The following is a 24,651-nucleotide window of genomic DNA, read 5'->3' as shown; positions in this document are numbered from 1 at the left end:
GTCTTCATCGTCTACCGCGTGGTCCTCGGCCCTCGTCGTGCTCGCGCTGGTCGGGACCGGGTCGTACCCGCCACGTGGGCGCCGTTCAGCTTGATTTCAGCGACGGCCGTCCCGATGGTGGCGGTGGCGTCCGGACGCACCGGCCGGGAGACCCGGGCGACCCGATCGGGTCGCCCGCGGGCGGTGACCCGCGGAACCGCCCGGACTCTGCGAGAATGCGGGCATGGGCGACTCTGAGGAGAAGTTGGGCCGGCGCGCGCTCTTCGGCCGGACCACGCTGCTGGCCGCGGGTGCCGCGGTCACGCTGCTGGGGCTGACCGGCTGCCCCGGCGGGGAGCAGGACGACGACGGTGACGATGACGACGGCGGCGATGACGACGACTAGCGGGACGACGCGGCCCCCGGCCTGAGCCGGGGGCCGCGCCACGCTCAGCGCGTGATGGTGAACTGCGAGCCCGGCTGGATGACGATGTCGCCGTCCGCCGAGTTCGTGATGGTCACGTTCGTCAGCACCGCGTTGCCGCGCGCGCCGCTCATCGCGAGGATGCCGGCGCCGTTGTTCGACCGGTCGATGCGCACGTTCGTGATCGCCACGTTCGGCATGTTGCCGCCGCCGGTCTTGAACTGGATCCCGTCGTAGGTGGAGTCCACGATCTCGGTGTCCCGGATGACCACGCCGGTGATGTCGCGCCCCTGCGGGAAGAGCGTGATCGCGCCGAACTCCTGATCCTCGTTCCAGAACGCCCCGCCGGTACGGTGCAGCCCGTTGTTCGCGATCAGCGTGGTCCCGCCGAACGGCAGCGGGCTGTGGTCGGTGGCCAGCATGATCCCCGGGTAGTTCGCGGTGTCGTACACCAGGTTGCTCTCGATGCTGTTGTCCGATCCGCCGTAGATCGCGATCCCGTTCGCCCGCCACGGCAGCTGCACCGTGTTGTTGAGGAACCGGTTGCCGGACGCGATGTCGACCGCCTGGTCCCGGACGTAGGGGTTGGCCCAGACCGCCAGCGAGTCGTCACCCGTGGTCCGGAACGACGAGTTGAACACGCGCGAGTTCTTCGTGCCGTTGCTGAAGTTGATGCCGTCCGCGAACGTGTTCCGGATCCGCATGTTCTCGAACTGCAGGTTGTTCGCGGGGTTCCAGTACGCGGGCGTGTCCGAGTAGTCGCGGCCGACCCAGGCGCCCACGTTGACGTGCTCGATCCACACGTTGCTGATCCGGGTGTCCCGCCCGAACCGGCCGTTGAGCCCGTGCCCGCGGTTCGCCCGGTTCTGCGTGTTGCCGAAGACGGCCAGGTCGGAGATCTGCGTGTTGTCGTCGATCTCGAAGCCGACGTTGCCCTCGTGCGGGTGGTTGATGCCGCCGGTCGCGTGCTGCGGCTGGGTGTCGGAGTAGAGCACGGTGTGCCACATGCCGGCGCCGCGGATCACCACGTTGCGCAGGCCGCGCTGGTTGTACTGGCCGCGGTTCGGGTCCGGGGAGAGGATCTTCTGTTCCTGGCGCCAGCGGCCGGCCGGGATCCAGACGCAGGAGATGACGCCGTTCTCGTCGTCGGTGACCGCGCGCTGGATCGCCGCGGTGTCGTCCCCGCCGTCGTTCGGCACCGCGCCGTAGGCGGTGATCGACGTGCACCCGGCCGGCTGGGACGCGGCCGGCGCGACCTGCTCCAGGTCGATCAGATCGATGACGTGGTACGCCGCGCTGTCACCCGCGTCGCGTTGCAGCTTGAAGCGGGTGCCGGCCGGATACGAGGTGCCGAGCAGCGCGCTCGTCTCGTCGAAGAGCCGGCGGGCGTCCGCGGACGGCGTGTTCGACAGGCTCTCGGTGTCGTCCGTGGTGCCGTAGAGCCAGCTGTTCCGGGACGACAGCGTCAGCTTGCGGGTGAACTGGTCGTTGACGTACAGGCTGATGGTGTGGTCCTGCCCGCCGCCGTTCGGCGCGTCCGGGACGGAGTTGCGGACCACGATCGAGTTCGCCGGGATCGTGGAGGTGAACTCGACGAACTGGCCGGTGCCGGTCAGCCGCACGGATTTGCGTCCGGACGACTCGGAGCCGAAGTTGGTGTGCCCGAACGTGCGCAGCGGGTCCGCCTCGATCAGCGTGCCGTTGTGGCGGGCGGCCTCGGCCTCGTACTCCGCGTACGGCAGCGCGGCACCGCGACCGACCACGATCGACCTGGTCAGCGCGTTGTTGTTCTCGTTCGTCTCCGCGATCACGCCGGTCGCGTCCGCGGTGGCGGTCACGGTCGCGCCGCCGTCGACCGCGGTCCAGGTGCCGGTGATCGCCACGGTCGCGGTCGCACCGGCCGCGATCGACGGCGTGGCGCCGGTCAGCGTGGCGCCGCCGACCGTGACGCGGGTGGTGGACGCGGCCGCCGCGCTGGTCCCCCGGTTGTGCACCGCGACCGAGAACGACACGGCCGCGCCGGCCGGCGGGTTCGCCGGGTTCGTGGTCACGCCGGTGACCTGCAGGTCCGGGCCGGGCGCCTGGCCGACCACCAGCCGGGCCGGTGCGGTGAACGCGTTGTTCGCCTCGTCCCGCTCGACGATTGTGCGACCGGCGTCGGCCGCGACCGTGACGGTGTGGCTGCCCATCGGCTGCGCCGGCACGGTCGCGGTGACCGTGGCGGACGCGCCGGCCGCGAGCGCGCCGACCGTGGCGCTGCCGACGACCGCGCCGTTGATCTGGAAGTCGACCCGGTTCGCGGCGGCGGTCGCGGTGCCCTGGTTGCGTACGGTGGCGGAGAGCGCGATCGGCGTGCCCTCGGCCGGTGCGGCCGGCGTCCACGTCGCACCCGTGACGACCAGGTCCGGGTTCGGCGCCCAGTCGCCGATGACCTGCAGCTCCCCGATCTGCCCGCCGGGCGCGCCGGTGTTCGAGAAGAACTGCAGCTGCACGTCGGACGCGCGGCCGGTCACCGGGATCGTGACCGTGTTCTGGCCCGCGGCCGGGTCGAACCGGTAGTCGGCGCGGGACTTCAGCGAGGTGAAGCCGGTGGCGGCCGCGGCCCGCGCGTTGATCTGCAGGTTCTGCGTGCGCGCGGCCCAGATCGGGTCGGGATTCAGCTTGATCACGACGGCGGTGACGTCGGCGTCCGCGCCGAGCTTCACGGTCAGCGTGGCCGGGAAGCCGTTCGACTCCCAGTAGCTGCCGATGTTGCCGTCGTTGGCGTTCGGCGCGACGAACGAGAAGACGGCCGACGACGCCTCGACCGGCTTCCCGGGTGCGAGATCGGCGGCGGCTGCCTGCGCGGGTGTGGGTGTGAGGATGGCCGCGGCGACCGTGACCGCCGCGAGGAGGACATGCGTCAGCTTCATGGGCGTCCTGCTTTTTCGATTAACGCAGCAGAAATTTCGGCCTCCTGCCGACTTCTTGCGGCGCGGGGCATTCAATGTTTCAGATATGTCATCGTTTCGTCAACGGTGGGTGCGACGCACCCATGGTTCGCACCGCGCGATCGGGCCTAGAGTGGGCGCATGGCTTCCTCACCGCTCGGCGACTTCCTGCGGCGCAGCCGGGACCAGGTCTCGCCCGCCGACGCCGGCATCCGCAGCACGGGTGCACGGCGGGTGGCCGGGCTGCGCCGCGAGGAGGTCGCGATGCTGGCCGGCGTCAGCGTCGACTACTACGTGCGCCTCGAGCAGGGCCGCGAACGCACGCCGTCCGCCCAGATGCTCGACGCGCTCAGCGGCGCGCTGCTGCTCGGCGAGGACGCGCGCATGCACCTGTTCCGGCTGGCCGGCCTGGCCCCGCGCGGCCTCGTCGACACCGGCCCGGAACACGCGGATCCGTCGCTGCTCACGCTGATGGACGCCTGGCCGGACAACCCCGCGCTGCTGTACGGCCGCGCCTACGACGTGCTCGCCGCGAACCCGCTGGCCGAGGCGCTGTTCTGCGGGTTCTCGTTCTCCCGCAACCTGATGCTGACCGTCTTCCTCGACCCGGCCGCGCGCACGCTCTACCGCGACTGGCCCACGATCGCCGCCGGCTCCGTCGCCGGCTTCCGCCTCGCCTTCGGTGCGGCCCCGCACCACCCGCGCATCCGCACCGTCCTCACCACGCTGACGGAGCACAGCGCCGAGTTCCGTGCGCTATGGGCCGATCACCGCGCGCGCGGCAAGTCCATGGAGGTCAAGTCGTTCCACCACCCCTCGGTCGGCGAGACGACGCTGCGCATGCACACGTTCGACGTCCGCTCCGCGCCCGGCCAGGAACTCGTCGTCTACCACGCCGACCCGGGCACCCCGTCCGCCGACGCGCTCCGCCTGCTCGCCTCCGTCAGCGCGACCCGCTGACGTAACGGAGGCCGCCGAGCAGGTGGGCCAGCATGGCGGGCTCGGCGAAGGAGGCGTCGGTGTGGCCGAGCGCGGTGTAGAAGGACCGCCCGCCGAGCGTGTCGTGGCACCAGGCCAGCGGGTGGTCGGCACCCATCTTCCCGCCGGTGTAGGACGTCTCGTCGGCGCGCAGCAGGACGCGGACGGAGCCGCGGGGATTGGTGCGGAAGTCGTACCACTCGTCGGTGCGCGCCCAGGTCTCCGGGAGGTGGGCGGTGGACGCGTGGGCGCGGTCCTCGACCAGGATGCGGGCCGGCTGCACCTCGGGGTGGGTGTCGAACCGGGCACCGACCAGCGTGCCGAAGAACGGCCAGTCGTACTCGGTGGTCGACGCCGCGTGGATGCCGGCGAAACCACCGCCGCCGCGCACGTAGCCCTCGAGGGCATCGTGCGCGGCCGGGTCGTCGGAGACGGTGCCGCTCGTGCTGAGGAACGTGACGGCGGCGAACCCGGACAGGTCCGCGGGGGTCAGCACCGCGGGGTCCTCGGTCGCCACGACCTCGAAACCGTGATCCCGGCCGAGGGCGGTCAGCGCCGCCACCCCGGCCGGGATCGAGTCGTGCCGGAAGCCCGTCGTCCGGCTGTACACCAGGATTCGCACCCGGCCGAGCCTAGTGGGCGGTCCGGCCGGACGACGATCCGGCGGTTGCACACCGGGTCACCCGCGGTGCACCCGTCGCCGAACGTGACCGGCTCGCCCGGTGCGGTCAGCACAGGACGGCCGGGCCCGCCACGGGGATGATCCGTGACGGGCCCGGCCATCGGCGGGAGTTGCTACTGCACGGACGCGACGGTCACGATCGCGGTGCCGACGACGGCGCCCTGATCCGTGACCACCTGGAGCTCACCGGTGAGCGAGCGGCCGGCCGGCGGCACGGTGGCCGCCGTGATCGTGCCGTTCACCGTCAGCGTGGCGCCGTTGGCGAGCGACGTGTACGCCTGCGGCACCGCGATGGAGCCGAGCGCCGGCGAGTAGTACGCGTCGCGGTAGTCGAACGACGTGGTGCCGGCCGGGACCGCGTACCCGTCGATCTCCACCCGGTAGGTGCCGGCCGCCGGGTTCACCAGCGAGACCGACTCCTCCGAGTCACCGTCCGCGCTGCGGGCGATGAACGTGGTGGAGTCGCCCCGGTAGAGGAACAGGTCCAGGTCCGCGATCGGGTCGCTGGTGTCGCCGATCGCCACGTCCAGCCGGGTGGTGCCGGCCGGGACGGTGATCGTGTACTCCAGCACCTCGCCGTCCGCGATGGTCGGCCGGCTCTCCAGGACGCTGCCCAGCGCGCCGCCCTGCCCGGTCGCCCGGATCGGCCCGAACGTGTTCTTCGCGGTCCAGGTGAGCGGCGTGCCGACGCCGGCCTCGACCGAGGCGAGCTCGGTGAGCGCCGGGGTCAGCGTGACGCCCTGCACCGCGGCCGTGATCGTGTACGGGTTGGACAGCATCGGCGACGTCCGCCGCGACTCGACCTCGATCTCCCAGATGCCCGGCGCCGGGTTCCGGTAGTCGCGCTCGATGCCCTTGCACGGCGAGACCGGCTCGTAGTTGGTGTAGCAGTCGACCGACGAGGTGGAGTCCCGCGGGATGCCGTTCGGGTCGATCGCGATGAACCGGGTCTGCGAGCCGGCCGCGAGACCGGACAGGTTGACCTGCAGCGCACCGGCACCGGCCGGCACGTTCACGAAGTACGACTGGGTGTCGTTGCGGTCGACCTTGCCGGCGGCCCTGTACGAGTACGCCGGCTTCGGCAGCTCGTTGGCCGCGACGACCGTGGCCATCACCTCGTAGTCGATGACCGGCGTGCCCGGGTCGTCGATCTTCAGCAGCGCCGCGTGCGCACCGGCCGACGGCTTGGCCGTGACCGACACCGTGATCGTCCGGTTCAGCGGCACGGAGACGGACGTCGGCGCGTTGAACGTGCCGTCGTTGCCGACCCAGCTGAGCCGGTGCGTGACCGCGCGGGCCGGGCCCGACGTCCGAGTGATCTTGATCTGGTACGTCTTGGCCTGCCCCGGCTTGTGCCCGCCCTCGGAGGCGGCGCACCGGTTGTAGATGCCCGGGCCCTGGTCCGGCGTCGGCTCGTCGTCGATGCCGATCAGGTCGGACAGCGGCGTGCAGACCGGCGCGGTGGACGTGTAGGTCCGCGTCTCCAGGTCGGTCTTCAGCAGCTTCCAGGCCGCTTCCACGTCGAACAGGCCGTAGCCCTGCTCGTACACGGTGACGTCCTTGATGAACTTCGCCGAGGTGTAGATGCCGCGGCGCAGCTGCGCGGGCGTGAGACCGCGATCGTTCGCGCGGGCCGCGGAGAGCAGCAGCGCGGCGGCACCGGCGGCCTGCGGGGACGCCATCGACGTGCCGTTGAACATGGCATAGCCCGGCGGCAGCGCGTAACCGGCCTGCGCGCCCGGCTGGCCCGGCTGCCAGGTCGGCACCGAGGAGATCGCGGAGCCCGGCGCGACGATGTTCGGCTTGAAGCCGCCGTCCTCACGTGGGCCGCGCGAGGAGTACGGGTGCATCCCGTACGCCGTGCCGACGACCGAGCCGTAGTTGGCGAGCCAGGTCTCCTTGCTGATGCTGGAGCCGACCGAGACCACGTCGGCCGCGGTCGACGGGTCGCCGAGCGTGTTCAGGCCCGGGCCGGAGTTGCCCGCGGAGATGAACATCTGCACGCCGTAGTCGTTGATCAGCCGGTTGTAGAGCATGGTCCACGCGTTCCGGCCGTCGTTCAGGCCGGAGAGGCCGCCGATCGACATGTTGATCACGTCGACGTGCCGGTTGACCACCATGTCGACCATGCCGTCGGTGAGCGCGGCGTAGGTGCAACCGCCGCCCCAGCTGCAGGCACGGCCGGAGACTATCTTCGCGCCCGGCGCCTGGCCGTCGAAGGCCTCGTTGCCGAACAGGTTGCTGCCCGCGGCGATGCCGGCCACGTGCGTGCCGTGCGCGCTCTCCACGATGCCGATGCTCACGTAGTCCGCGCCCTGCACATCCTCGCGGTACTCCACGACGAACGGCATGTGCTCGGCGATCGCGGTGGCCGGGTTGTCCGTACCGAAGTGGCCGACCTGGAACTTCTCCTTGTACGGCCGCATCACGGTCTCGTCGGTGAAGCTGCGGTCGAGGTCGGTGTCGATCCGGATGTCATGCGTGGCCGGGTCGTAGAGCACACCGAACGCGTCCGTGGTGTCGCCGTCGCGGTTGACGTCGCCGCCCGGCTCGCTGGCCGCGGTGGTCGACTCGTAGAAGAAGTTGAAGAAGTACGACCCGGCCGGCGCGGTGAACGCGGCGCCGTTGACCGTGAACGACGGGCCCGCGGCCGCGAACGTCATCCGCCGCCAGGTCGCGTCCTCCAGCGGGTCGGTCGCGGTGAACCAGTCGACGATCTTGCGCTCGCCGGTCGACGTGGTCTGCAGCGCCGGGTGGTCCAGGTCGACGCCGGAGTCCATGACGCCGATCGTGATGCCCCGGCCGTCGTACGCCGGATTCTTCTTCTTGAAGTCCACCGACCCGGTGTCCACGGTCGGCAGGTAGGGGTTCTTCGCCGGCGTGGTGGCGCCGGGGCCCGCGGCGGCCTTCGCGGCGGCACCGGTGGACAGGCCCTCGGCCGGGTCCGGCAGCCTGAGCGTGCGGTCCAGGTCGAGCGCGGCGACGCGCGGCAGCTGCGCCGCGCGCACGACGGCCCCGGTGGGCACCTTCGCGAGGACGTATCCGAGCTTGTCGACGCTGCGCGAGACGGTGGCGCCGAGCGCCTCCAGCTCTCCGGCGACCGCGCCGGCCTCGCCGGTGTCGGTGGCGACCATGACGGTCACCGTGGGCTTGCCGCTGGCCTCGGCCTCGGCGAGCAGCTTCGCGTCCTCGGCGCCGAGCGCCTCGGCCGGCGAGGACTTGGGGACCTCGGCTTCTGTCGGGTCCGCGCTCGCCGGGGCGGCGCCCGGGAGCATGACGGCGCCGGCCGCGAGGCCGGACGCCAGGAGTGTGGCGAGACTCCGCCGACCCCTGCTGGAGAGGTGACTCACGAAGATCCTCCGTGAACGGGGCCCTGGGGTACAGAGCACGACATGAATCTTCTAGTGGCTCGAAGATCCATATGTCAATGCGATCGCCATCGTTTTCCGAAGTGGATTTCAACACCGATTCAGATTTGCTTTCCGGGCGGTTACCGGCTTGTTGCAAGGTCGACCGATCCGGCCAGGAATGTCACATAACTTTGCACCGAGTGCAACGGTGCACTTAGTGTAAGAACCGTGCTGCCCACCGACCGTCGAGCCGCGCTCAAGGCGCGCCACCGCCGCGACATCATCGACGCGGCCACCGCGCTCATCTCGGAGAGCGGTGCGGCCCGGTTCAGCGTCGATCAGCTCGCCGCGCGCGCGGACGTCTCCCGGCGCACGGTCTTCAACCACTTCGCCTCGATCGACGACATCGTCACCACCGCCTGCACCGACGTGCTCGGCGTCGTGGTCGACAACTTCCGCGCGGTCTTCAGTGCCAGCCCGGTCGAACCCGGCAACCGCGCGTCGATGTTCCAGGCGGTCTCGGCGGCGCTGCGGGCCACCGACGTGCCGAGCGTGATCGCGTTCCTCTACCAGGCGCTCGGCGGCTTCGACTCCGGCGACCCGCGACCGCAGCAGATCTTCCAGGCCACGTTCTCCCGTACCACCGATGAATTGGCCCGTGAACTGGCCGAACGCAACGCGGCCGAGGACTCACTCGACGCGGAACTGCTGGTCAGCTCGCTCATGCACGGCGTCGAGGTGATCGCGCACCGCTGGATCGCCGAGACCGGCGCCGCGACCGACGACGCCGCGCTCGCGCTCTGGGGCCGGCTGCTCGACCGGCTCATCGACAACATCCGCACCGGCTACTGACCGAACGATCGGAAAGCAAGGGACCATGGCAGAGATGCTGTATCGCCTGGGACGCTTCAGCGCCCGGCGAGCGTGGGCAGTCCTGATCACCTGGCTGGTGATCCTGGGCCTGTCCGTCACCGCCTACTTCGTCGCGGGCGGCGCGCTGTCGTCGCAGGTGACCATCCCGGGCACGGAGACCGCCAAGGTCACCGACCAGCTCGCGGAACGGTTCCCGGTCGCCAGCGGCGGCACCGGCACGATCGTCTTCCACACCACGGACGGCGCGCCGTTCACCGCGGAGCAGCAGGCCGCGATCGGCGCGCTGCTGACCTCCACCGGCGAACTGGACGGCGTCTCCGCCGTCCGTGACCCGTTCGCCACCGCGCAGCAGATCGCCGCGCAGGCCGCGGAGATCACCGCCGGCCAGGAGAAGCTCGCCGCGGAGCGCGCCAAGCTCGACGCCGGCCAGGCGCAGCTCGACGCGGGCCGCCAGCAGCTGGAGTCGGCGAAGGCGCAGGCCCCGCCGGAGGCCGCGGCCCAGTTCGCCGCGCAGGAGGCGCAGCTCGTCGAGCAGCAGGCCCAGCTGGACGCGGGCCGCGCCCAGCTCGACGCCGGGGCCGCGCAGGCAGACGTCGGCCGGCAGCTGCTCGAGATGTCGTCGAAGATCCGCACGGTCTCCGAGGACGACACCACCGCGGTCGGCGCGGTCGTCTTCACCGAGGCGCAGCTCGACGTCACGCCGGAGACCAAGTCCAGCGTGGTCGACCACGTCACCGGCGGTGTCCCGGCCGGCGTCGAGGCCGACTTCTCCAACGAGATCACCCAGACCGTCCCGCAGGTCTTCGGCGTCGGCGAGGCGATCGGCCTGATCGTCGCCGCGCTCACGCTGATCATCATGCTCGGCACGCTGGTCGCGGCCGCGCTGCCGCTGGTCGGCGCGCTGGTCGGCGTCGGCGTCGGCGTCACCGTGTCGCTGGCCATGTCCGGCGTCATCGACATGCTCTCGATCACCCCGGTGCTCGGCGTGATGCTCGGCCTCGCGGTCGGCATCGACTACAGCCTGTTCATCCTCAACCGGCACCGCCGGCAGCTACTGTCCGGCATGGAGGTGCACGAGTCGATCGGCCTGGCCAACGGCACGTCCGGCAACGCGGTCGTGTTCGCCGGCTCCACCGTGCTGGTCGCGCTGCTCGCGCTGAACATCACCGGCATCGGCTTCCTCGGCCTGATGGGCACGGTCGGCGCGATCTGCGTCGCGGTCGCCGTGATCATCGCGGTCACGCTCACCCCGGCGCTGCTGTCGCTGCTCGGCCCGCGCGTGCTGTCCCGCAAGACCCGGGCCACGATCGGCCAGGCACACCACGACACCACGCCCACCACGCCGATGGGTACGGGCCGCGCGATCCTCACCGTGATCGCGTCGCTGGCCGTGCTGATCGTGGTCGCGATCCCGGCGCTGTCGATGCGGCTCGGCCTGCCGGACGGCTCGTCCGAGTCCGAGGACTCCACGCAGTACCAGGCGTACCAGCGCACCGAGGAGAAGTTCGGCGCCGGCGTCAACGGCCCGCTGCTGGTCGTCGCGGAGCTGCCGGCCGCGGTCGCGGACGAGGCGGCCGCCCGGCCCGAGCAGGTCCGGATCGGCAACCTGCTGCTCGGCCACGCGGACGTCACCGCGGTCGCGCCGATCGGTCTCTCCGACGACAAGCAACTGCTCGCGTTCCAGGTCATCCCGGCCGAGGGCCCGAACAGCGTCTCCACCGGCCAGCTCGTCCGCGACCTGCGCGCGATGTCACCGCTCGACGGCGACGTCACGCTCGGCGTGGCCGGCAGCGCCAGCGGCAACATCGACGTCTCTGGGCAGCTCTCCGACGCGCTCCCGCTCTACCTCGCGGTCGTCGTCGGCCTCTCGCTGATCATCCTGATCTTCGTGTTCCGCTCGATCCTGGTCCCGCTGACCGCCACGCTCGGCTTCGTGCTGTCGCTGTTCGCCACGTTCGGCGGCATCACCGCGATCTTCCAGTGGGGCTGGCTCGGCGCGATCTTCGACGTGCACGACCCGGGCCCGATCCTGAGCTTCCTGCCCACGATCCTGATCGGCATCCTGTTCGGCCTCGCCATGGACTACCAGCTCTTCCTGGTCTCCGGCATGCGCGAGGCCTACGCCCACGGCGCCCCGGCCCGGCTCGCCGTCCGCCAGGGCGTGCACGCCGGCCGCGTCGTGGTCACCGCCGCCGCGATCATCATGATCTCCGTCTTCGGCGGCTTCATCTTCAGCCACACCACGATGATCCGCTCGATCGGCTTCGGCCTCGCCTTCGGCGTGCTCGCCGACGCGTTCCTGGTCCGCATGCTGCTCATCCCGGCCGTCATGCACCTGCTCGGCAAGTCCGCCTGGTGGATCCCGCGCTGGCTCGACCGCATCCTGCCCAACGTCGACGTGGAGGGCGCCGCCCTCGAACGCCGCCACCCCACCACCCACGAGACCCCGGAAACTTCCACTTCGGAAACCCCCGCCACCACCGCGTAGCCCTCCCCCACGATCGGGGCGTCCCCACGTCGTTCCAACGGCATGGGGGACGCCCCGATCACCGTGTGGGCCTCGGCAGATCGAGATCTGACCGCGCACCCGGAAATCCGGGTACCACCGCCTCCGGCGGAGTCACCTTCCGACCCGAGCCCATGAAGGGAAGAAGACCGTTGCGGCGCTTCGCGAGCGAATGCCCTGAAGCGTTTCGGGCGCTTGACGCCCGGAATTTCCCGAGATAGCGAGCCCTCAATCGCTCAGTTTCGCCCGCACCCCGCTCTGCTTACCGAAACAAAGCGGGCATATCGCGAGACGGCCTCCCTCGGATTCCCGACGTAGGCCGATTGACGGCAGATGACGTCGGCCACCACGGCGCCACCCCGAGATGGATCATCGAGTGATACACCAGGTCGATCATCCGGCCGCATCGATCTCCCTGGTGTATCACTCAACGATCCTTCACCGGTTCAGCAGCGACGGGAATCAGGAATCGCCGCCGTCCGGCAGCGACACGGCCCCACGCCGGCGCCGACTCGGGCACCCCGCCCGAATCTCACAAAACGGCAAGAGGGTCATCCAGCGCGTCATCCACCGACCGCTCACGTGCAGGGAGGCCGCCTGCGGCCGACCGGTGCCCGCGGGAGCATGCGGGCTGCACCACGCCGGAAGCGGGCAAAGCCAGATTTTGATCTGTTTCCCGGGCCGAAAGAGGGTGCCCGGCCAGCGGATCGGCCGGGCACCCCGAGGTGTTACCCGCGTTCGGTGGTGAAGAGAGCCGTCACCTCGGCCTCGGTCAACGCCCGGTCGTAGGCGTGGATGTTGTCGATGCTGCCGGACCACCAGTCGGTCTCGTTGCCGGCGTACTTGGCGCGGCCGATCGCCAGGGAGCCGGTGCTGACCACGGTCGGGCCGGCCGTGGTGGTGGCGACGCGGGCGCCGTCGACGTAGAGGTGGATCTGGTTGCCGTCGCGGACGCCTGCCAGGTGGTACCAGCGGTTGAGGTCGGGCGTGATCGCGTGCCGGGCGCGGTTGCCGCCGGGGGTGCTGAAGGCGAACGCGCCCTGGCCGTACTGCAGGTAGAACGGGCTTTCCGTGCGGCGGCCGTCCTGGCTGATCGCCGAGGCGTAGTTGCCGGGCAGCTCGTCCAGGGTCACCCAGGCCGCGATCGTGTACGAACCGGAGGTGTCCAGGACCGGGCCGGCGGTCTCGGCCGCGTCGCCGTCGCCGTCGAACGCGAGCGCGGATCCGCTCACGCCCGGCACCCACCGCGTGTCGCCGGTGAGCGTCAGGTCGGCCTTGCTGCCGCTGCTGTCGCGCGCGACCGTGCCGGTGTTCTCGTCCAGCGCCCAGTCGCCGCGGCCCGGGAAGGTGGCGCCCGGTGCCGCGCCGGCCGCGATCACCTTCTCGTTGATCGCCTTGACCGGGCCCGGGTCGACCTTGATCACCCGCCGGTCGTACGTCCAGAGGCCGTTGAGCTCGTTCTCCAGGTCGGTGATCTGGGTGTAGACCGAGCCGGACAGCTCCGCGCCGGCCGCCTCGAGGTAGAAGCGGTCGGTGTTGTCGACGTACTTCGCGGTGAGCGCGGCCTTGTCCGCGACGCCGCTGTAGATCACGGTCGGCGCGCCGGGCCACATGTGACCGGGTGCGCGGAGCGTGAAGCCGCCGTGCTCGCCGTCCATCGCGACGCGGGTCGCGTCCGGGAACGCCGGGTCGGTGTTGTTGTAGTCGTGGTGGTCGATGACGTCGCCGCGCCCGGAGTCGCCCTTGGAGTCGCAGCAGTTCACGCCGGAGTGCGCGTTGACGATCCGGGACGGGTCCGCGGCCTTGACCTGGTCGGCGATCTGCCCGGTGGCGGTGCGGTCCCACTCACCCCAGCCCTCGTTGAACACCACCCAGCCGATGATCGACGGGAAGTTGTGGAACTGGGTCATCATCTCCCGGCCCTGGCTCAGGAACGCGTCCTGCCCGGCCGTGGTGCGGATGGTCGCGGAGACGAAGTCCTGCCAGACGAGCAGGCCGAGCTCGTCGGCGTGCCGGTACCAGCGGGCGGGCTCGACCTTGATGTGCTTGCGGACCGCGTTGAAGCCGAGCTTCTTGGTCTCCTCCAGGTCGAAGCGCAGCGCCTGGTCGGTCGGCGCGGTGTAGAGGCCGTCCGGGAAGAAGCCCTGGTCGAGCGTCGCGAGTGAGAACACCGGCTTGCCGTTGAGGACGAGTTTCGGGAAGCCGCCGACCGTGCTGACCTCGATGTGCCGCATGCCGAAGTAGCCGCGGACCCGGTCGACGCTGCGGCCCTGGGTGAGCGTCACGTCGAGGTCGTAGAGGTACGGGTCGTCCGGGCTCCACAGCCGTGGGTTGGTGATCTTCAGGGTGAGCGGGGTGTTGGCGGTGCCGGAGACGGTGCCGACGCGGCGTCCCTGCTTGTCCAGGGCAGCGGCGGTGACCTTTCCGGAAACAGCCGACTTGACCGTTACCCGCAGGGACGACGTCGCCACATCCGGCGTGGTGACCACGTCGGAGATCGCGGCCGTGGCGACCGGCTCCAGCCACACCGTCTGCCAGATGCCGGACGACGGGGTGTAGACGATGCCGCCCGGGTTCAGCGACTGCTTGCCCTTGGGCTGGTCGTTGCCGGTGGTGTCGGTGACCGCGACGATGATCTCCTGCTGGCCCCGGCCACGCAGCGCGTCCGTGATGTCCGCGGTGAACGCCGTGTAGCCGCCGGTGTGCTCGGTGACCAGCGTGCCGTTGACCCAGACCTTGGCCTGGTAGTCGACCGCGCCGAAGTTCAGCTTGATCCGCTTGCCGGACCAGTCGCGCGGCACGGTGACGAGCTTGCGGTAGAACATGTGGTCCTCGCGCCGCTCGATGCCGGACAGCAGCGACTCCACCGGGTACGGCACGGTGATCCGCTCGTCCAGCCGCTTGCCGAAGACCGGCGCCTCACCGGCCTCCGCGTCCGCGAACTCCCACTGCCCGTTCAGGTTCAGCCAGTCCTGGCGGATCAGCTGCGGCCGGGGATATTCGGGTAGCGGCTTGTTCCTGTCGACCCTGTCGCCCCACGGCGTGGTCAGGCGCTGCGTGGACGCGTTCGAAGCGGACCGGATCACCAGGGGTACGGTCTCGGAGCCCACGACCAGGCCGCCCTCGCCGTCGTAGGTGATCCGGACGCGCTGGTCCTTCAGCACCTTCTCGGCGAGCGTGATGGTGAGCCGGTTGCCCCGTGCGGTGACCCCGGCGATCGGCATCGGGACGGTGTCGACCTCGACCTTGAGGCTGTTCACCGACGGCGGCGTGGCCACCCGCCCCTCGAAGTCGGCCGTCAGCGTCCGGCCGTCCCGCGCGACAGTGAACGTCACGGGGAAGACCTGGAAGCCGTCCGGCGGCGTGAAAGCGCTCTCCGGAACGATCTGCTTCGAGAGCCCGGCACCCGCCCAGCGCAGGTACAGGTTCGCGCCGCCGATGTCCTGGAACATCTCGATCCGCACGTCGTGCGTCTCACCCGCGGTCAGCCGGACCGGCGCGCTGGTCTGCTCCACGTCCCAGTCGCCGACCCAGTGGTCGATGACGGGCCGGCCGTCCACCCAGAACCGGAAGCCGTTGTCGCCGACCAGGTAGAACGTGTAGTCGCCGGTGGCCGGCGCGGTGAGCTTGCCGGTCCAGCGGGCCGTGGTGTGCTCGGTGCGGCCGGTCAGCGACTCGAACGTGCCGGCCAGGCCGGGCAGGTCCACATTGGGGTCGAGCAGGGTGCCGCCCAGCTCGGCGAAGTCCCGCGCGCCGGGCGCGGACATCCGGAAGTATTCGCCCTTCAGGCCGTGCACAGTGGCCTCAGCGGCGGACGCGGGGCTCGGCGGGACCACGAAGATCGATAGAACCAGCAGTGCTGCCAGGAGAAATGGCCTCAGCGGCGGACGCGGCATCGGTACTCCCATCACGGGCGACGACGTTGCCGATCCACATTGACTGATCTTTATTCCAGATGTCAACAGAAGGAAACATAACCGTGCACGAGATGGCACGAACGAACATCGACGGTACGGTCAGCGGTCGTCCCGTGCATGCAAGACCGACCTCTAACGCATCCTAGGAGGCTGGTCTGATTCTCTCGTGCGCCGGAAAGGCGCGGTCGGCCAGGGACCTAGCGCCCGCCCCGCGCCTTGCGCGTGCTCGCGTCGTTCGCCTTCTGGATCGCGTCGACCAGCTCGGGCTTCGTCATCCGGGACCGGCCGCGGATCTCCAGGCGCTTCGCCACGTCCAGCAGGTGCGCCTTGCTGGCGTTCGCGTCGACGCCGCCGGCCGTCTTCGCGCGCGTCTTCCGGCCGCCCGCCGCCCTGGCGTCGCTCGGGCCCTTCTCCTCCTTCGGCTCCCAGTGATCGCCGACCTTCTCGAACGAGTGCTTCACCGCGGAGAACGCGGTCCGGTGCGCGCGCTCGCCCTCGCCGTACTGCTCCACGGCCGAGTCGTGTGTTTTGACGAACGTGTCCTGCGCCTTCTTCGGCGACCGCTTCAGCGTGCTCGGCAGTTCCTCGCGGGCGGGCATGGCGTACCTCCTCGATGTCGTCTTCCGCCCTTTTCCTACCCGCCGGCGACCGCATCATGCGGGCGGAGGAAACCGTGTGGTTTCCACTCGCCGCACCCCGGGTAGCTCATAGAAAGAGCGGCTCGGAACCGATCGGGCCGGTACCACAGGAGGTCGACATGGGCGCCGATGACAAGATTGACAACAAGGTCGAGGAAGCCGGCGGCAAGGTCAAGGAGAGCGTCGGCCGCGCGACCGACGACCGCGATCTCGAGGCCGAGGGCAAGGCCGACCAGAGCAGCTCGCACGTCAAGCAGGCCGTCGAGCACGTCAAGGACGCCTTCAAGTCCTGAGCTTCCACCACGCTCACGGGTGGCCCGCGATCATCGCCGGCCACCCGTTGTCGTGTGTTTCCGGAAATGTCAGTTCGAGCGGGCGATGAACTGCGGGTTCTCGATCAGGAATGTGCCCAGCGTTCCGGACTTCGCCGCGGCCAGCATCCGCAGGGATTTGTCGTCCAGGTCCTCATAGGCGATGCCGTCGACCAGGACCGTGTTGACGTTTCCGGCATTCGTCTTGATCAGCGTCAGATCGTTCGCGGCGACGCCTTTCAGCGTGAAGAGGAAATCGGCGGGCGGAATGCCGCCGGTGTCCAGCACGAACGCCTCGCCGGCCGCCTTCAGCAGGTTGTCGAGCTTGCCGAGGTCGGTGAGCACGCCGCGGGTGGTGGCCTGCTTGACGATGGCCTTGATGAGCTGCTGCTGGTGGCGCTGCCGGCCGTAGTCACCGTCGCTGAGGCTCTTACGGATCCGCGCGTAGTCGAGCGCCTCGGTCGCGTTCATCTTCCGGCAGCCCTTCTTGTGGACCAGCGGGGTGATGCCGGGCGGAAGCTGGATGCCGTAGTCCTCGGAGTACCACCCCTGGACGAGTTTTCCGGCCGCGTCCACGCCGAGATGGGCGGATTCGGCCTCCTCGTCGACGCACATGTCGACGCCGCCGAGTGCGTGGATCACGCTGGCGAAGCCGCCGAAGTCGATGATCGCGGCACCGTTGAACCGGATGCCGGTGGCCTTGTTGATCGTGGTGGAGAGCAACGTCATGCCACTGGCGCGCTTCTCCGTCTCCGAGCCCTGGATCTGATGCCCGTACGAGAAAGCGGAATTGATTTTGTAGGAACCGCCCGCGAAATTCGCCTTCGGGTACGCCGGGATCTCGACCAGCCAGTCCCGCGGGATCGAGATGAGGTACGCCTGGTCGTGCGTCTCCGGGATGTGCAGGATGATGATCGTGTCGGAGAGGACGCCGGTCTCGGACGACCCCTCCGGGCGCGCGTCGATGCCGACCAGCAGCAGGTTCACCGCGCCGTCGATGTCGTTGCCGCTCTCGCCGTCCTGCGCGTCGGCCGCGCCCTCCAGCAGCGAGCCGGGCGTGAGCGAGTCGGTCACCCGGCCGATCAGCGTGTGCGCGGCGACCAGCGTGCCACCGCTCAGCACGAGGAGCACCGCGCCGAATATGAGGAGCAGCCGCGCCCACAGCGGATCCGTGCGAGCCATGTGCTCTCCCCCCGTCGAATCCGTCACGCTAACCATTTACGGTCGCCGATGGCAAGGGTGTGACGTGCGTCGCTTTGCGGATCGAATTAGGCTCCTGGCGACTTCCCGAGATGTCAACAGGGAACAGGAACATCACACTGACGGGGGGAGCACCGGGGATGTCATTCGGGCGAAGAATTCCGTTCTGGGCGCGAATCGTCCTTGTCCTCGGCGCGGTGCTGGTCGTGGCGAGCGCCGGTACGGTGATCGGCGCGCGGATGCTGATCAATCAGGCGACCGAGTCGATCCCGCAGACCACGCTGATCGAGGGGGACGCGCGAGCACCCGAGCGGCAACAGGGCGAGGCGATCGACGGCGCGATCAACCTGCTGCTGGTCGGCATCGACGCGCGGGAGGAGGGTGGCGGCAGCGACGGCGACTCGGTCCGCTCCGACACCATCATCATCCTGCACATCCCGGAGACGCACGACAAGGCGTACCTGATCTCGATCCCCCGCGACTGGCTGGTCGACATCCCGGCGTACTCGAAGAACAACTTCGCCGGGATCAGCGACAAGGTCAACACCGCCTTCTCCGCGGGGTACGCGGGTGACGGCGATCGGCTGACCAAGCTCGGCCGCGGCATGGAGCTGCTGGCGACCACGCTCAACAAGGCGACCGGCATCCGGTTCAACGGCGCCGCGATCATCGACTTCAACGGGTTCGCCGGCGTGATCCACGCGCTCGGTGGCGTGGAGATGTGCGTCGCGGAGCCGGCCGAGTCCGCGCACCTCGGCGTCGACTCCGCGGGCAAGCTCGTCCAGGGGTGGTACTCGGAGGCGTACGGCATCCAGCTCCCCTACGGCGTGCGGCCCTACGTGCACGAGGCCGGCTGCCGCACGATGAACTCGACCGAGGCGCTCGACTACTCGCGCATCCGGAAGAGCCTGCCGAACGGCGACTACGACCGGCAGCGGCACCAGCAGCAGCTGATCAAGGCGATCGTGGAGAAGGCCACCACGCGTGGCGTGCTCACCGACCTCGGCCGGCTCAACGACCTGGTCGCCGCGGCCGGTGACGCGTTCGTGCTGGACACCGGCGGCGCCGCGATCGCGGACTACGTCTTCACGCTCCGCGGCCTGCGCGCCGACGACATGGTGCTGCTCAAGACCAACGCCGGGAAGACCAACACGCAGATCATCAACGGTACGTACTTCGAGGTCCTCGACCCGACCTCGATGGACATGCTGCGGGCCGCCAAGGACGGCACGCTCGGCGCGTTCCTGGCCGAGCACCCGGAGTTCGCCGCGGAGCCGGCAGCGGCGACGCCGACGGCGAAGACGGAGTGAGGCCGGCGGGCGCGGCACCGGCCGCGCCCGCCACCCGTGTCACTCCTCGGTCTCGTCCGCGCGGTCCGGGTCCGGCTCGCTCGGCGGCTTCCGGTGTGCCCGCTCCTCGGTCTCCGTCTCGGGCACGCCGAACCCGTCCTCGGCGGCACCGCGCTCCGGTCGATCACTCATGATCTCTCCTCCTTCGACTGATGTTTCAGGACAGGGAACTGGCGGCGTCCGGGTGCGCGCCCTCGTGCACGCCGATGCCCAGCCGGTCGACCAGCTCGCCACCGAACCAGGCCGCGATGCTGCCCGCGACCAGCGCGAGCAGCTCGAGCGTGAACGGCAGCGCGCCCGGCTGGTGCGTCCCGTCCAGACGCAGCAGCCAGGAGATCGCGAAGAGCACCAGCACCAGGCCGTTGAGCGTGCCGTGCAGCAGCCCGATCCGCTTGGCCCGGGTGCCGGCCGGGATGCTGGTCCAGTCCAGCCAGCCGGTGGTGGCCGCGACGATCGCGCCGATCACGCCGGCCGTGATGTTCCAGAACCCCACCTGGCCGAAGATCTCGTTGCCGGTGATCAGCCGGACCAGGTCGAAGATCGTGCCGGTCACCAATAGACCGAGCGGGAAGACGATGACCATCTGGTGCACCGGGTGGCCCAGTGCGCGCACTCGTGTCTGCATGCGGCGGCGCGTACCCAGCTGGTTGCCGTCGAACCGCGTCGTTTGAAGCCGGCCTCCCGGGGCACGCGCTGCTCCTCGGCGTCGAGAGGAGACAGCACATGAGGCGCGCGGTTGTCACGATCGCGGTGGGCGGTGCGGCGGGCGTTGCCGCGGTCGCCGCCGCCCGGCGGATGCGGCAGGCCAGAGTCACCGATGACCGCTGGCACAGCATCACGGTCAACCGGGAGCGGGAGGAGGTCGGGCCGCAGCCGCAACCGCTGCACGACCTGGGCGAGACGATCCAGGTCCGGGTCCGCCCGGCGCCCGGTGGGCGCGGCACCGAGATCGCCGCACGCTGCGTGGACGCCGGCCCGGAGGGGGTACGGGCGTTGCGCCGCGCGCTGCGCGAGACGCGGACGCTGGTGGAGACCGGCGAGATCCTGCTGCCGGACTCGCCTCCGACCACGCGCCGCACACCGCTGGGCGCGCCGCTGGCATACGCGACCCGGCACGGACGGCAGGAGGGACGGCTGTGAAGGCGCTCTGCTGGGAAGGCGTGAACAAGCTCGCGGTCCGGGACGTGCCGGACCCGGAGATGCGCAACGAGCAGGACATCATCGTCCGGGTGCGGAAGACCGTCACGTGCGGGTCGGATCTGCACCTGATCGGCGGCTACATCCCGTTCATGAGCCGCGGTGACGTGCTCGGCCACGAGTTCGTCGGCGAGGTCGTGGAGGTCGGCGCGCAGGTCCGCAAGCACAAGGCCGGCGACCGGGTGGTGGTCAGCTCGTTCATCTCGTGCGGAAAGTGCTGGTACTGCTCGCAGGAGCTCTACTCGCTCTGCGACAACGGCAACACGAACCCGGCGATCACCGAGGCGCTGTGGGGCTTCTCCCCCGGCGGCTGCTTCGGCTACTCGCACGCGATGGGCGGCTTCGCCGGCAGCCACGCGGAGTACATCCGGGTGCCGTACGGCGACGTCGGCGCGTTCACCATCCCGGACGACGTCGACGACCTGCGCGCGCTGTTCGCCTCGGACTCGGCCGCGACCGGCTGGATGGGCGCGGACCTCGGCGGCGTGAAGCCGGGCGACGTGGTCGCTGTCTGGGGCGCCGGCGCGGTCGGGCAGATGGCCGCGCGCGCGTCCGTGCTGCTCGGCGCGGAGCGGGTGCTGATCATCGACCGGTACGACAACCGCCTCGACCAGGCCGCGAAGTTCGCCGGCGCGGAGCCGCTGAACTACCTGCGCGACGACACCGGATCCGCGCTGCTGGAGGCGACCGGCGGCCGTGGCCCGGACGTGTGCATCGAGGCGGTCGGCATGGAGGCGCACACCCCCGGGCCCCAGCAGGCGTACGACCAGGTCAAGCAGCAGTTGCGGTTGCAGACCGACCGGCCGTCCGCGGTCCGGGACGCGATCTACCAGGCTCGCAAGGGCGGCAGCGTCTTCGTGCTCGGCGTCTACGCCGGGTTCGTCGACAAGTTCCCGCTCGGCGCGATGATGAACAAGGGCCTGACCGTCCGGGGCGCGCAGATGCACGGCCAGCGCTACATCCCGATGCTGCTGGACCGGATGGCCCGCGGCGAGCTGGTCACCGAGCACCTGGCCACGCACGTGATGCCGCTCGACCGGGGCCCGGAGGGCTACCGGATGTTCAAGGACAAGGAGGACGGCTGCGTGCGCGCGGTCTTCGAGCCGTGACCCGCCGGGCCGGCGCGTGTCCCCGCGGGGTCACGCGTCGGCCCCCGTGGGCCGCCGGCGCCGGGAAGTCGCTCCGGCGAGGAGAGGGGGCACGTCATGCCGATCCGTTCCCGGACCGCGATGCTCGGCCGTACCGCCGTCATCGGCCTTTATCTGATCGCCCTGCTGGCCACGCCCGGACCGCCCGCGATCGCACCGGCCGCGCTGCTCGGCGCGGTCTGGCTGGCCGGCTACGCCCGGGATCTGCGCCGCGCCGCCGGATTCGCCCGCGCCGCCGGTCCCGCCCGGGACACCGGCCACGCCGCCCGGCTCGCCCGGAACACCCGCGGCGCCGCCGGTCCCGCCCGGAACACCGACCCGGCCGGAGCCGGCGATGGCCGTTGAGCAGGCCGTCGCCGTCGCACCGCGCACGCTGCGGACCCGGGTGGCGCGGGCCGCGCCGTGGTTCGGCCCCGCGTTCGTCGCCGCGGTCGCGTACGTGGACCCGGGCAACTTCGCCACGAACTTCACCGGCGGCGCCGCGTTCGGATACCAGCTGGTCTGGGTGATCGTCGCGGCGAACCTGATGGCGATGCTGGTCCAGTCGCTGTCCGCGAAGCTCGGCCTGGTCACCGGCCGCGACCTGCCGGAACTGTGCCGCGCGCACCTGCCCCGCCCGGTCAGCCGCGGCCTGTGGGTGCAGGCCGAGCTGGTGGCGATGGCGACCGACCTGGCCGAGGTGATCGGCGGCGCGCTGGCGCTGGCGCTGCTGTTCGGCATCCCGCTGCCGGTCGGCGGCGCGATCACCTGCGCGGTCTCGTTCGCGCTGCTCGGTCTGCAGCAGCGCGGCTACCGTACGTTCGAGTCGGTGATCGCCGGCATGCTCGGCGTGATCCTGGCCGGCTTCCTCTACACCGTGCTGCGCTCCGGCGCGGAGGGCTCCGCGCTGGCCGCCGGGATGGTCCCGTCGTTCTCCGGCCCGGACAGCCTGCTGCTGGCCACCGGCATCCTCGGCGCGACCGTGATGCCGCACGTGATCTACCTGCACTCGGCGCTGGCCAAGACGCGTACCCCCGGCATCTCCGGCCCGGGCGAGCTGCGCCGCGCGCTGACCTTCCAGCGGCTCGACATCCTGGTGGCACTGGGCGCGGCCGGGCTGGTCAACCTGGCCATGCTGGTGATCGCGGCACGGTTGTTCCACGGCCGGGCGGTCGGCGACACCGGCACGTTGGAGGGCATCCACGCGGCGCTCGGCACGACGCTGGACTCGGCGGCCGCGCTCGCGTTCGCGCTCGCGCTGCTGGCGTCCGGGTTCGCGTCGTCGAGCGTGGGCACGTACGCCGGTCAGGTGGTCATGCAGGGTTTCATCCGCCGCCGGATCCCGCTGACCGTGCGCCGCGGGCTGACCATGGCGCCCGCGATGGTGGTGCTGATGCTCGGCGTCGACCCGACGACCGCGCTGGTGCTGTCCCAGGTGGTGCTGTCGTTCGGCGTGCCGTTCGCGCTGGTCCCGCTGGTGATGCTGACCCGGCGCCGGGACGTGCTGGGCGAGCACGTCAACCGTCCGGTCACGACCGCGGCGGCCTGGGTCGTCGCCGGGCTGATCATCGCGCTCAACGTCTTCCTGCTGGTCCGCACGTTCATTGATTGATCCCGCGTTTGTACGCCGTCGTGGCGGGCACCCGGTCGCGCCCGTCACGAAGGGATGTCCCGGATGCACAATCAGATCAGGCCGGCGCTCCCGGCCAGCGCCGCCGCCTCGGTCCGGCTCGTCACCCGCAGCCTGCGCAGCAGCGTCGCGGTCATCCGCTTGACCGTGCGCTCGGAGACGTGCAGTTCCTCGGCGATCTCGGTGGTGGTCGCGCCGGCCGCGATCAGCCGCAGCAGGCGCCGCTCCGCGTCGTCCAGGTGCACCGGCGCCGGCCGGTTCCCCCGCACCGGGCCGAGCAGCGAGCCGAGCAGCGACGACGGCAGCACGCTCCAGCCGTCGAGGATGGACAGCAGCGGGGACAGCAGCGCCTCCGCGTCCGTCGTCTTCGGCAGGAAGCCCTCCGCGCCGGCCCGGAGCGCCTCGACGGCCGGCTCCGGGTGCTCGTCCCCGGACATCGCCACGATCCGCGTGCGCGGCACCGTGCGGCGGATGGCCGCGATCGCCCGCACCCCGCCCGGCGCCGGCATGTGCAGATCCACCAGGGCCAGATCCGCGGCGGTACGCAGGGCGAGCCCCGCCGCGCCGGCCGCGTCCTGTGTGGAGCCGGCCACCACGGCGCGGCCGTCGGAGATCTTCGGCAGCAGCAGCTCCAGGCCCTGGACGAACAGCGGGTGGTCATCGATCAGCACGACGCGCAGCGTGGGGGTCGACATACCGGCCGCGTTCCCGCCCCCGCGGCGGACATGCGCGGCGAACCGGATATGCACGGAAAGACTGACATGCGCCGGGAGCCGGCCGTGACCGGATCGCTGCGCCGCCTCGCCCGGCGGTTCGTGCCGCGGCGGGCCGGGCACGGCGTGGTCCCGGGCGGGGAGACGCTGATGCTGCGCGCGCTCTGCCACGAGCTCCGCCCGCCGGTCAGCACGCTCGGCTCGCTGCTGCGCACGCTCGACCGCGAGGCGACCTCGTCCGAGGCGACCGCGCTGGCCGCCGCGCACACCCGGCACCTCGATGAGCTGCTGCGGCACGCGGCCGCGATCGCGGAGGGACTGAGCGCGGCGCCGGGTGACGCCGCGCCGGCGACGCTCGCGCAGGTGCTGCCGGCCGTGGCCGCGACCGTGCCGGACGGCCGCCTGACCGTGCGGGTCAGCGCGGCCGCGGCCCGCTGCCCGGTGCCGGCCCGGCACACCCGGCAGATCCTGATCAACCTGCTCGGCAACGCGGTGCGGCACGGGCCGGCGGACGGCCGGGTCACGGTGCGGGCGCGTACCCACGGGCGGTTCCTGCTCCTGATGGTGTGCGACGAGGGTGAGCCGACCGCGGCGCTCGCGGAGGCGCTGCGACCCGGCGCGGCCCCGGCCGGCATGCACGGCCTGGGACTGTGGCTGGTCCGGCAGCTCGCCCAGCGGCACGGCGGCCGGGTCTTCGCGCGCCCGCTCGTCCCGTCCGGTGCCGCGGTCGGCGTGGTCCTCCCGGTGCGTGCCGGCCTGACACGCCGGGGCCACCGGTTGGCCCGGTGAGGCCCGCGCACCGGGCATTCCTTCCCCGTCACCGGATTTCACGCGACAGGGAGGATCC

The 24,651-nt window shown here is 70.8% G+C and carries 20 protein-coding genes; 11 read left to right on the top strand and 9 right to left on the bottom strand.

All coding sequences use genetic code 11. The features are described from left to right. Window positions 1-223 precede the first annotated feature (223 nt). Complete coding sequence (locus J2S43_RS09355) at window positions 224-385, top strand: hypothetical protein (RefSeq protein ID WP_306828407.1); 162 nt, start codon at window positions 224-226, stop codon at window positions 383-385. 44 nt (window positions 386-429) lie between these two features. Here the strand turns inward: J2S43_RS09355 and J2S43_RS09350 are convergent, their stop codons facing one another. Then, complete coding sequence (locus J2S43_RS09350; protein WP_306828406.1) at window positions 430-3,315, bottom strand: CARDB domain-containing protein; 2,886 nt, start codon at window positions 3,313-3,315, stop codon at window positions 430-432. A 159-nt stretch (window positions 3,316-3,474) separates the two neighbouring features. On the opposite strand from J2S43_RS09350, the gene J2S43_RS09345 reads away from it, so the two are divergent. Further along, window positions 3,475-4,293, top strand: coding sequence for a helix-turn-helix domain-containing protein (locus J2S43_RS09345; protein ID WP_306828405.1), 819 nt, complete (start codon window positions 3,475-3,477; stop codon window positions 4,291-4,293). Here J2S43_RS09345 and J2S43_RS09340 read toward each other — a convergent pair. Together J2S43_RS09340 and J2S43_RS09335 are read right to left on the bottom strand one after the other, a co-directional pair. Further along, window positions 4,277-4,933 (bottom strand): ThuA domain-containing protein, encoded by a 657-nt coding sequence (locus J2S43_RS09340; RefSeq protein WP_306828404.1) that lies wholly within the window; start codon window positions 4,931-4,933, stop codon window positions 4,277-4,279. The two genes, J2S43_RS09345 and J2S43_RS09340, sit on opposite strands and share 17 nt — an antisense overlap. A gap of 173 nt (window positions 4,934-5,106) precedes the next feature. After that, the gene (locus J2S43_RS09335) at window positions 5,107-8,343 is read right to left on the bottom strand and encodes a S8 family serine peptidase (RefSeq protein WP_306828403.1); all 3,237 of its coding nucleotides are present in this window, start codon (window positions 8,341-8,343) and stop codon (window positions 5,107-5,109) included. Between the two features lie 228 nt (window positions 8,344-8,571). On the opposite strand from J2S43_RS09335, the gene J2S43_RS09330 reads away from it, so the two are divergent. Next, on the top strand, window positions 8,572-9,195 hold the full coding sequence (locus tag J2S43_RS09330) for a TetR/AcrR family transcriptional regulator (RefSeq protein ID WP_306828402.1): 624 nt from the start codon (window positions 8,572-8,574) through the stop codon (window positions 9,193-9,195). Window positions 9,196-9,229: 34 nt separating this feature from the next. Continuing rightward, a complete protein-coding gene (locus J2S43_RS09325; RefSeq protein ID WP_306828401.1) occupies window positions 9,230-11,704 on the top strand; it encodes an MMPL family transporter in 2,475 nt (824 codons plus the stop codon). 746 nt (window positions 11,705-12,450) lie between these two features. Here J2S43_RS09325 and J2S43_RS09320 read toward each other — a convergent pair. Next, window positions 12,451-15,618 (bottom strand): LamG-like jellyroll fold domain-containing protein, encoded by a 3,168-nt coding sequence (locus tag J2S43_RS09320; RefSeq protein WP_306828400.1) that lies wholly within the window; start codon window positions 15,616-15,618, stop codon window positions 12,451-12,453. Between the two features lie 218 nt (window positions 15,619-15,836). Further along, entirely contained in the window at window positions 15,837-16,238 is a 402-nt protein-coding gene (locus J2S43_RS09315) for a ChaB family protein (protein ID WP_306828399.1), read from the bottom strand. A gap of 158 nt (window positions 16,239-16,396) precedes the next feature. On the opposite strand from J2S43_RS09315, the gene J2S43_RS09310 reads away from it, so the two are divergent. Next, complete coding sequence (locus tag J2S43_RS09310; RefSeq protein ID WP_306828398.1) at window positions 16,397-16,570, top strand: CsbD family protein; 174 nt, start codon at window positions 16,397-16,399, stop codon at window positions 16,568-16,570. 69 nt (window positions 16,571-16,639) lie between these two features. Here J2S43_RS09310 and J2S43_RS09305 read toward each other — a convergent pair whose 3' ends face one another. Further along, a complete protein-coding gene (locus J2S43_RS09305; RefSeq protein ID WP_306828397.1) occupies window positions 16,640-17,770 on the bottom strand; it encodes an LCP family protein in 1,131 nt (376 codons plus the stop codon). A 158-nt stretch (window positions 17,771-17,928) separates the two neighbouring features. On the opposite strand from J2S43_RS09305, the gene J2S43_RS09300 reads away from it, so the two are divergent. Then, window positions 17,929-19,098, top strand: a complete 1,170-nt coding sequence (locus J2S43_RS09300; protein WP_306828396.1) for an LCP family protein — start codon at window positions 17,929-17,931, stop codon at window positions 19,096-19,098. A gap of 39 nt (window positions 19,099-19,137) precedes the next feature. On the opposite strand, the gene J2S43_RS09295 is transcribed toward J2S43_RS09300, so the two are convergent. Beyond that, entirely contained in the window at window positions 19,138-19,269 is a 132-nt protein-coding gene (locus tag J2S43_RS09295) for a hypothetical protein (RefSeq protein ID WP_306828394.1), read from the bottom strand. A 25-nt stretch (window positions 19,270-19,294) separates the two neighbouring features. Beyond that, on the bottom strand, window positions 19,295-19,762 hold the full coding sequence (locus J2S43_RS09290; protein ID WP_306828393.1) for a DUF2231 domain-containing protein: 468 nt from the start codon (window positions 19,760-19,762) through the stop codon (window positions 19,295-19,297). A gap of 98 nt (window positions 19,763-19,860) precedes the next feature. Between J2S43_RS09290 and J2S43_RS09285 the strand changes: the two genes are divergently transcribed. The 4 genes from J2S43_RS09285 to J2S43_RS09270 all read left to right on the top strand — a co-directional run bounded on the left by J2S43_RS09285 (window position 19,861) and on the right by J2S43_RS09270 (window position 23,073). Then, complete coding sequence (locus J2S43_RS09285) at window positions 19,861-20,277, top strand: hypothetical protein (protein WP_306828392.1); 417 nt, start codon at window positions 19,861-19,863, stop codon at window positions 20,275-20,277. Further along, window positions 20,274-21,443, top strand: coding sequence for a zinc-dependent alcohol dehydrogenase (locus J2S43_RS09280; RefSeq protein WP_306828391.1), 1,170 nt, complete (start codon window positions 20,274-20,276; stop codon window positions 21,441-21,443). Before J2S43_RS09285 ends, J2S43_RS09280 begins: the two co-directional genes overlap by 4 nt. Window positions 21,444-21,539: 96 nt before the next feature. Next, complete coding sequence (locus tag J2S43_RS09275; RefSeq protein WP_306828390.1) at window positions 21,540-21,827, top strand: hypothetical protein; 288 nt, start codon at window positions 21,540-21,542, stop codon at window positions 21,825-21,827. Next, window positions 21,817-23,073, top strand: a complete 1,257-nt coding sequence (locus tag J2S43_RS09270) for an Nramp family divalent metal transporter (RefSeq protein ID WP_306828389.1) — start codon at window positions 21,817-21,819, stop codon at window positions 23,071-23,073. Before J2S43_RS09275 ends, J2S43_RS09270 begins: the two co-directional genes overlap by 11 nt. 71 nt (window positions 23,074-23,144) lie before the next feature. Here the strand turns inward: J2S43_RS09270 and J2S43_RS09265 are convergent, their stop codons facing one another. Then, window positions 23,145-23,786 carry a response regulator gene (locus J2S43_RS09265; protein WP_306828388.1) on the bottom strand — a complete coding sequence of 214 codons (642 nt, stop codon included), beginning with the start codon at window positions 23,784-23,786 and terminating at the stop codon, window positions 23,145-23,147. A gap of 84 nt (window positions 23,787-23,870) precedes the next feature. Between J2S43_RS09265 and J2S43_RS09260 the strand changes: the two genes are divergently transcribed. Further along, on the top strand, window positions 23,871-24,593 hold the full coding sequence (locus J2S43_RS09260) for a sensor histidine kinase (protein ID WP_306828387.1): 723 nt from the start codon (window positions 23,871-23,873) through the stop codon (window positions 24,591-24,593). The last annotated feature ends 58 nt before the right edge of the window (window positions 24,594-24,651 follow it).

The sequence above is a fragment of the Catenuloplanes nepalensis genome (genome assembly GCF_030811575.1).
GTDB classification, from domain to species: Bacteria; Actinomycetota; Actinomycetes; order Mycobacteriales; family Micromonosporaceae; genus Catenuloplanes; species Catenuloplanes nepalensis.
The sequence above is the reverse complement of the archived record's forward strand: the minus strand, read 5'-3'. Positions and strand labels throughout refer to the sequence as shown.

Excerpts from the sequence above, each read along its gene's own strand:
- J2S43_RS09355 (WP_306828407.1), top strand. The coding sequence starts at position 224 with ATGGGCGACTCTGAGGAGAAGTTGGGCCGGCGCGCGCTCTTCGGCCGG.
- J2S43_RS09290 (WP_306828393.1), bottom strand. The coding sequence starts at position 19,762 with ATGCAGACACGAGTGCGCGCACTGGGCCACCCGGTGCACCAGATGGTC.
- J2S43_RS09345 (WP_306828405.1), top strand. The coding sequence starts at position 3,475 with ATGGCTTCCTCACCGCTCGGCGACTTCCTGCGGCGCAGCCGGGACCAG.
- J2S43_RS09305 (WP_306828397.1), bottom strand. The coding sequence starts at position 17,770 with ATGGCTCGCACGGATCCGCTGTGGGCGCGGCTGCTCCTCATATTCGGC.
- J2S43_RS09285 (WP_306828392.1), top strand. The coding sequence starts at position 19,861 with ATGAGGCGCGCGGTTGTCACGATCGCGGTGGGCGGTGCGGCGGGCGTT.
- J2S43_RS09350 (WP_306828406.1), bottom strand. The coding sequence starts at position 3,315 with ATGAAGCTGACGCATGTCCTCCTCGCGGCGGTCACGGTCGCCGCGGCC.
- J2S43_RS09270 (WP_306828389.1), top strand. The coding sequence starts at position 21,817 with ATGGCCGTTGAGCAGGCCGTCGCCGTCGCACCGCGCACGCTGCGGACC.
- J2S43_RS09310 (WP_306828398.1), top strand. The coding sequence starts at position 16,397 with ATGGGCGCCGATGACAAGATTGACAACAAGGTCGAGGAAGCCGGCGGC.
- J2S43_RS09320 (WP_306828400.1), bottom strand. The coding sequence starts at position 15,618 with ATGCCGCGTCCGCCGCTGAGGCCATTTCTCCTGGCAGCACTGCTGGTT.
- J2S43_RS09295 (WP_306828394.1), bottom strand. The coding sequence starts at position 19,269 with ATGAGTGATCGACCGGAGCGCGGTGCCGCCGAGGACGGGTTCGGCGTG.
- J2S43_RS09315 (WP_306828399.1), bottom strand. The coding sequence starts at position 16,238 with ATGCCCGCCCGCGAGGAACTGCCGAGCACGCTGAAGCGGTCGCCGAAG.
- J2S43_RS09275 (WP_306828390.1), top strand. The coding sequence starts at position 21,540 with ATGCCGATCCGTTCCCGGACCGCGATGCTCGGCCGTACCGCCGTCATC.
- J2S43_RS09300 (WP_306828396.1), top strand. The coding sequence starts at position 17,929 with ATGTCATTCGGGCGAAGAATTCCGTTCTGGGCGCGAATCGTCCTTGTC.
- J2S43_RS09325 (WP_306828401.1), top strand. The coding sequence starts at position 9,230 with ATGCTGTATCGCCTGGGACGCTTCAGCGCCCGGCGAGCGTGGGCAGTC.
- J2S43_RS09265 (WP_306828388.1), bottom strand. The coding sequence starts at position 23,786 with ATGTCGACCCCCACGCTGCGCGTCGTGCTGATCGATGACCACCCGCTG.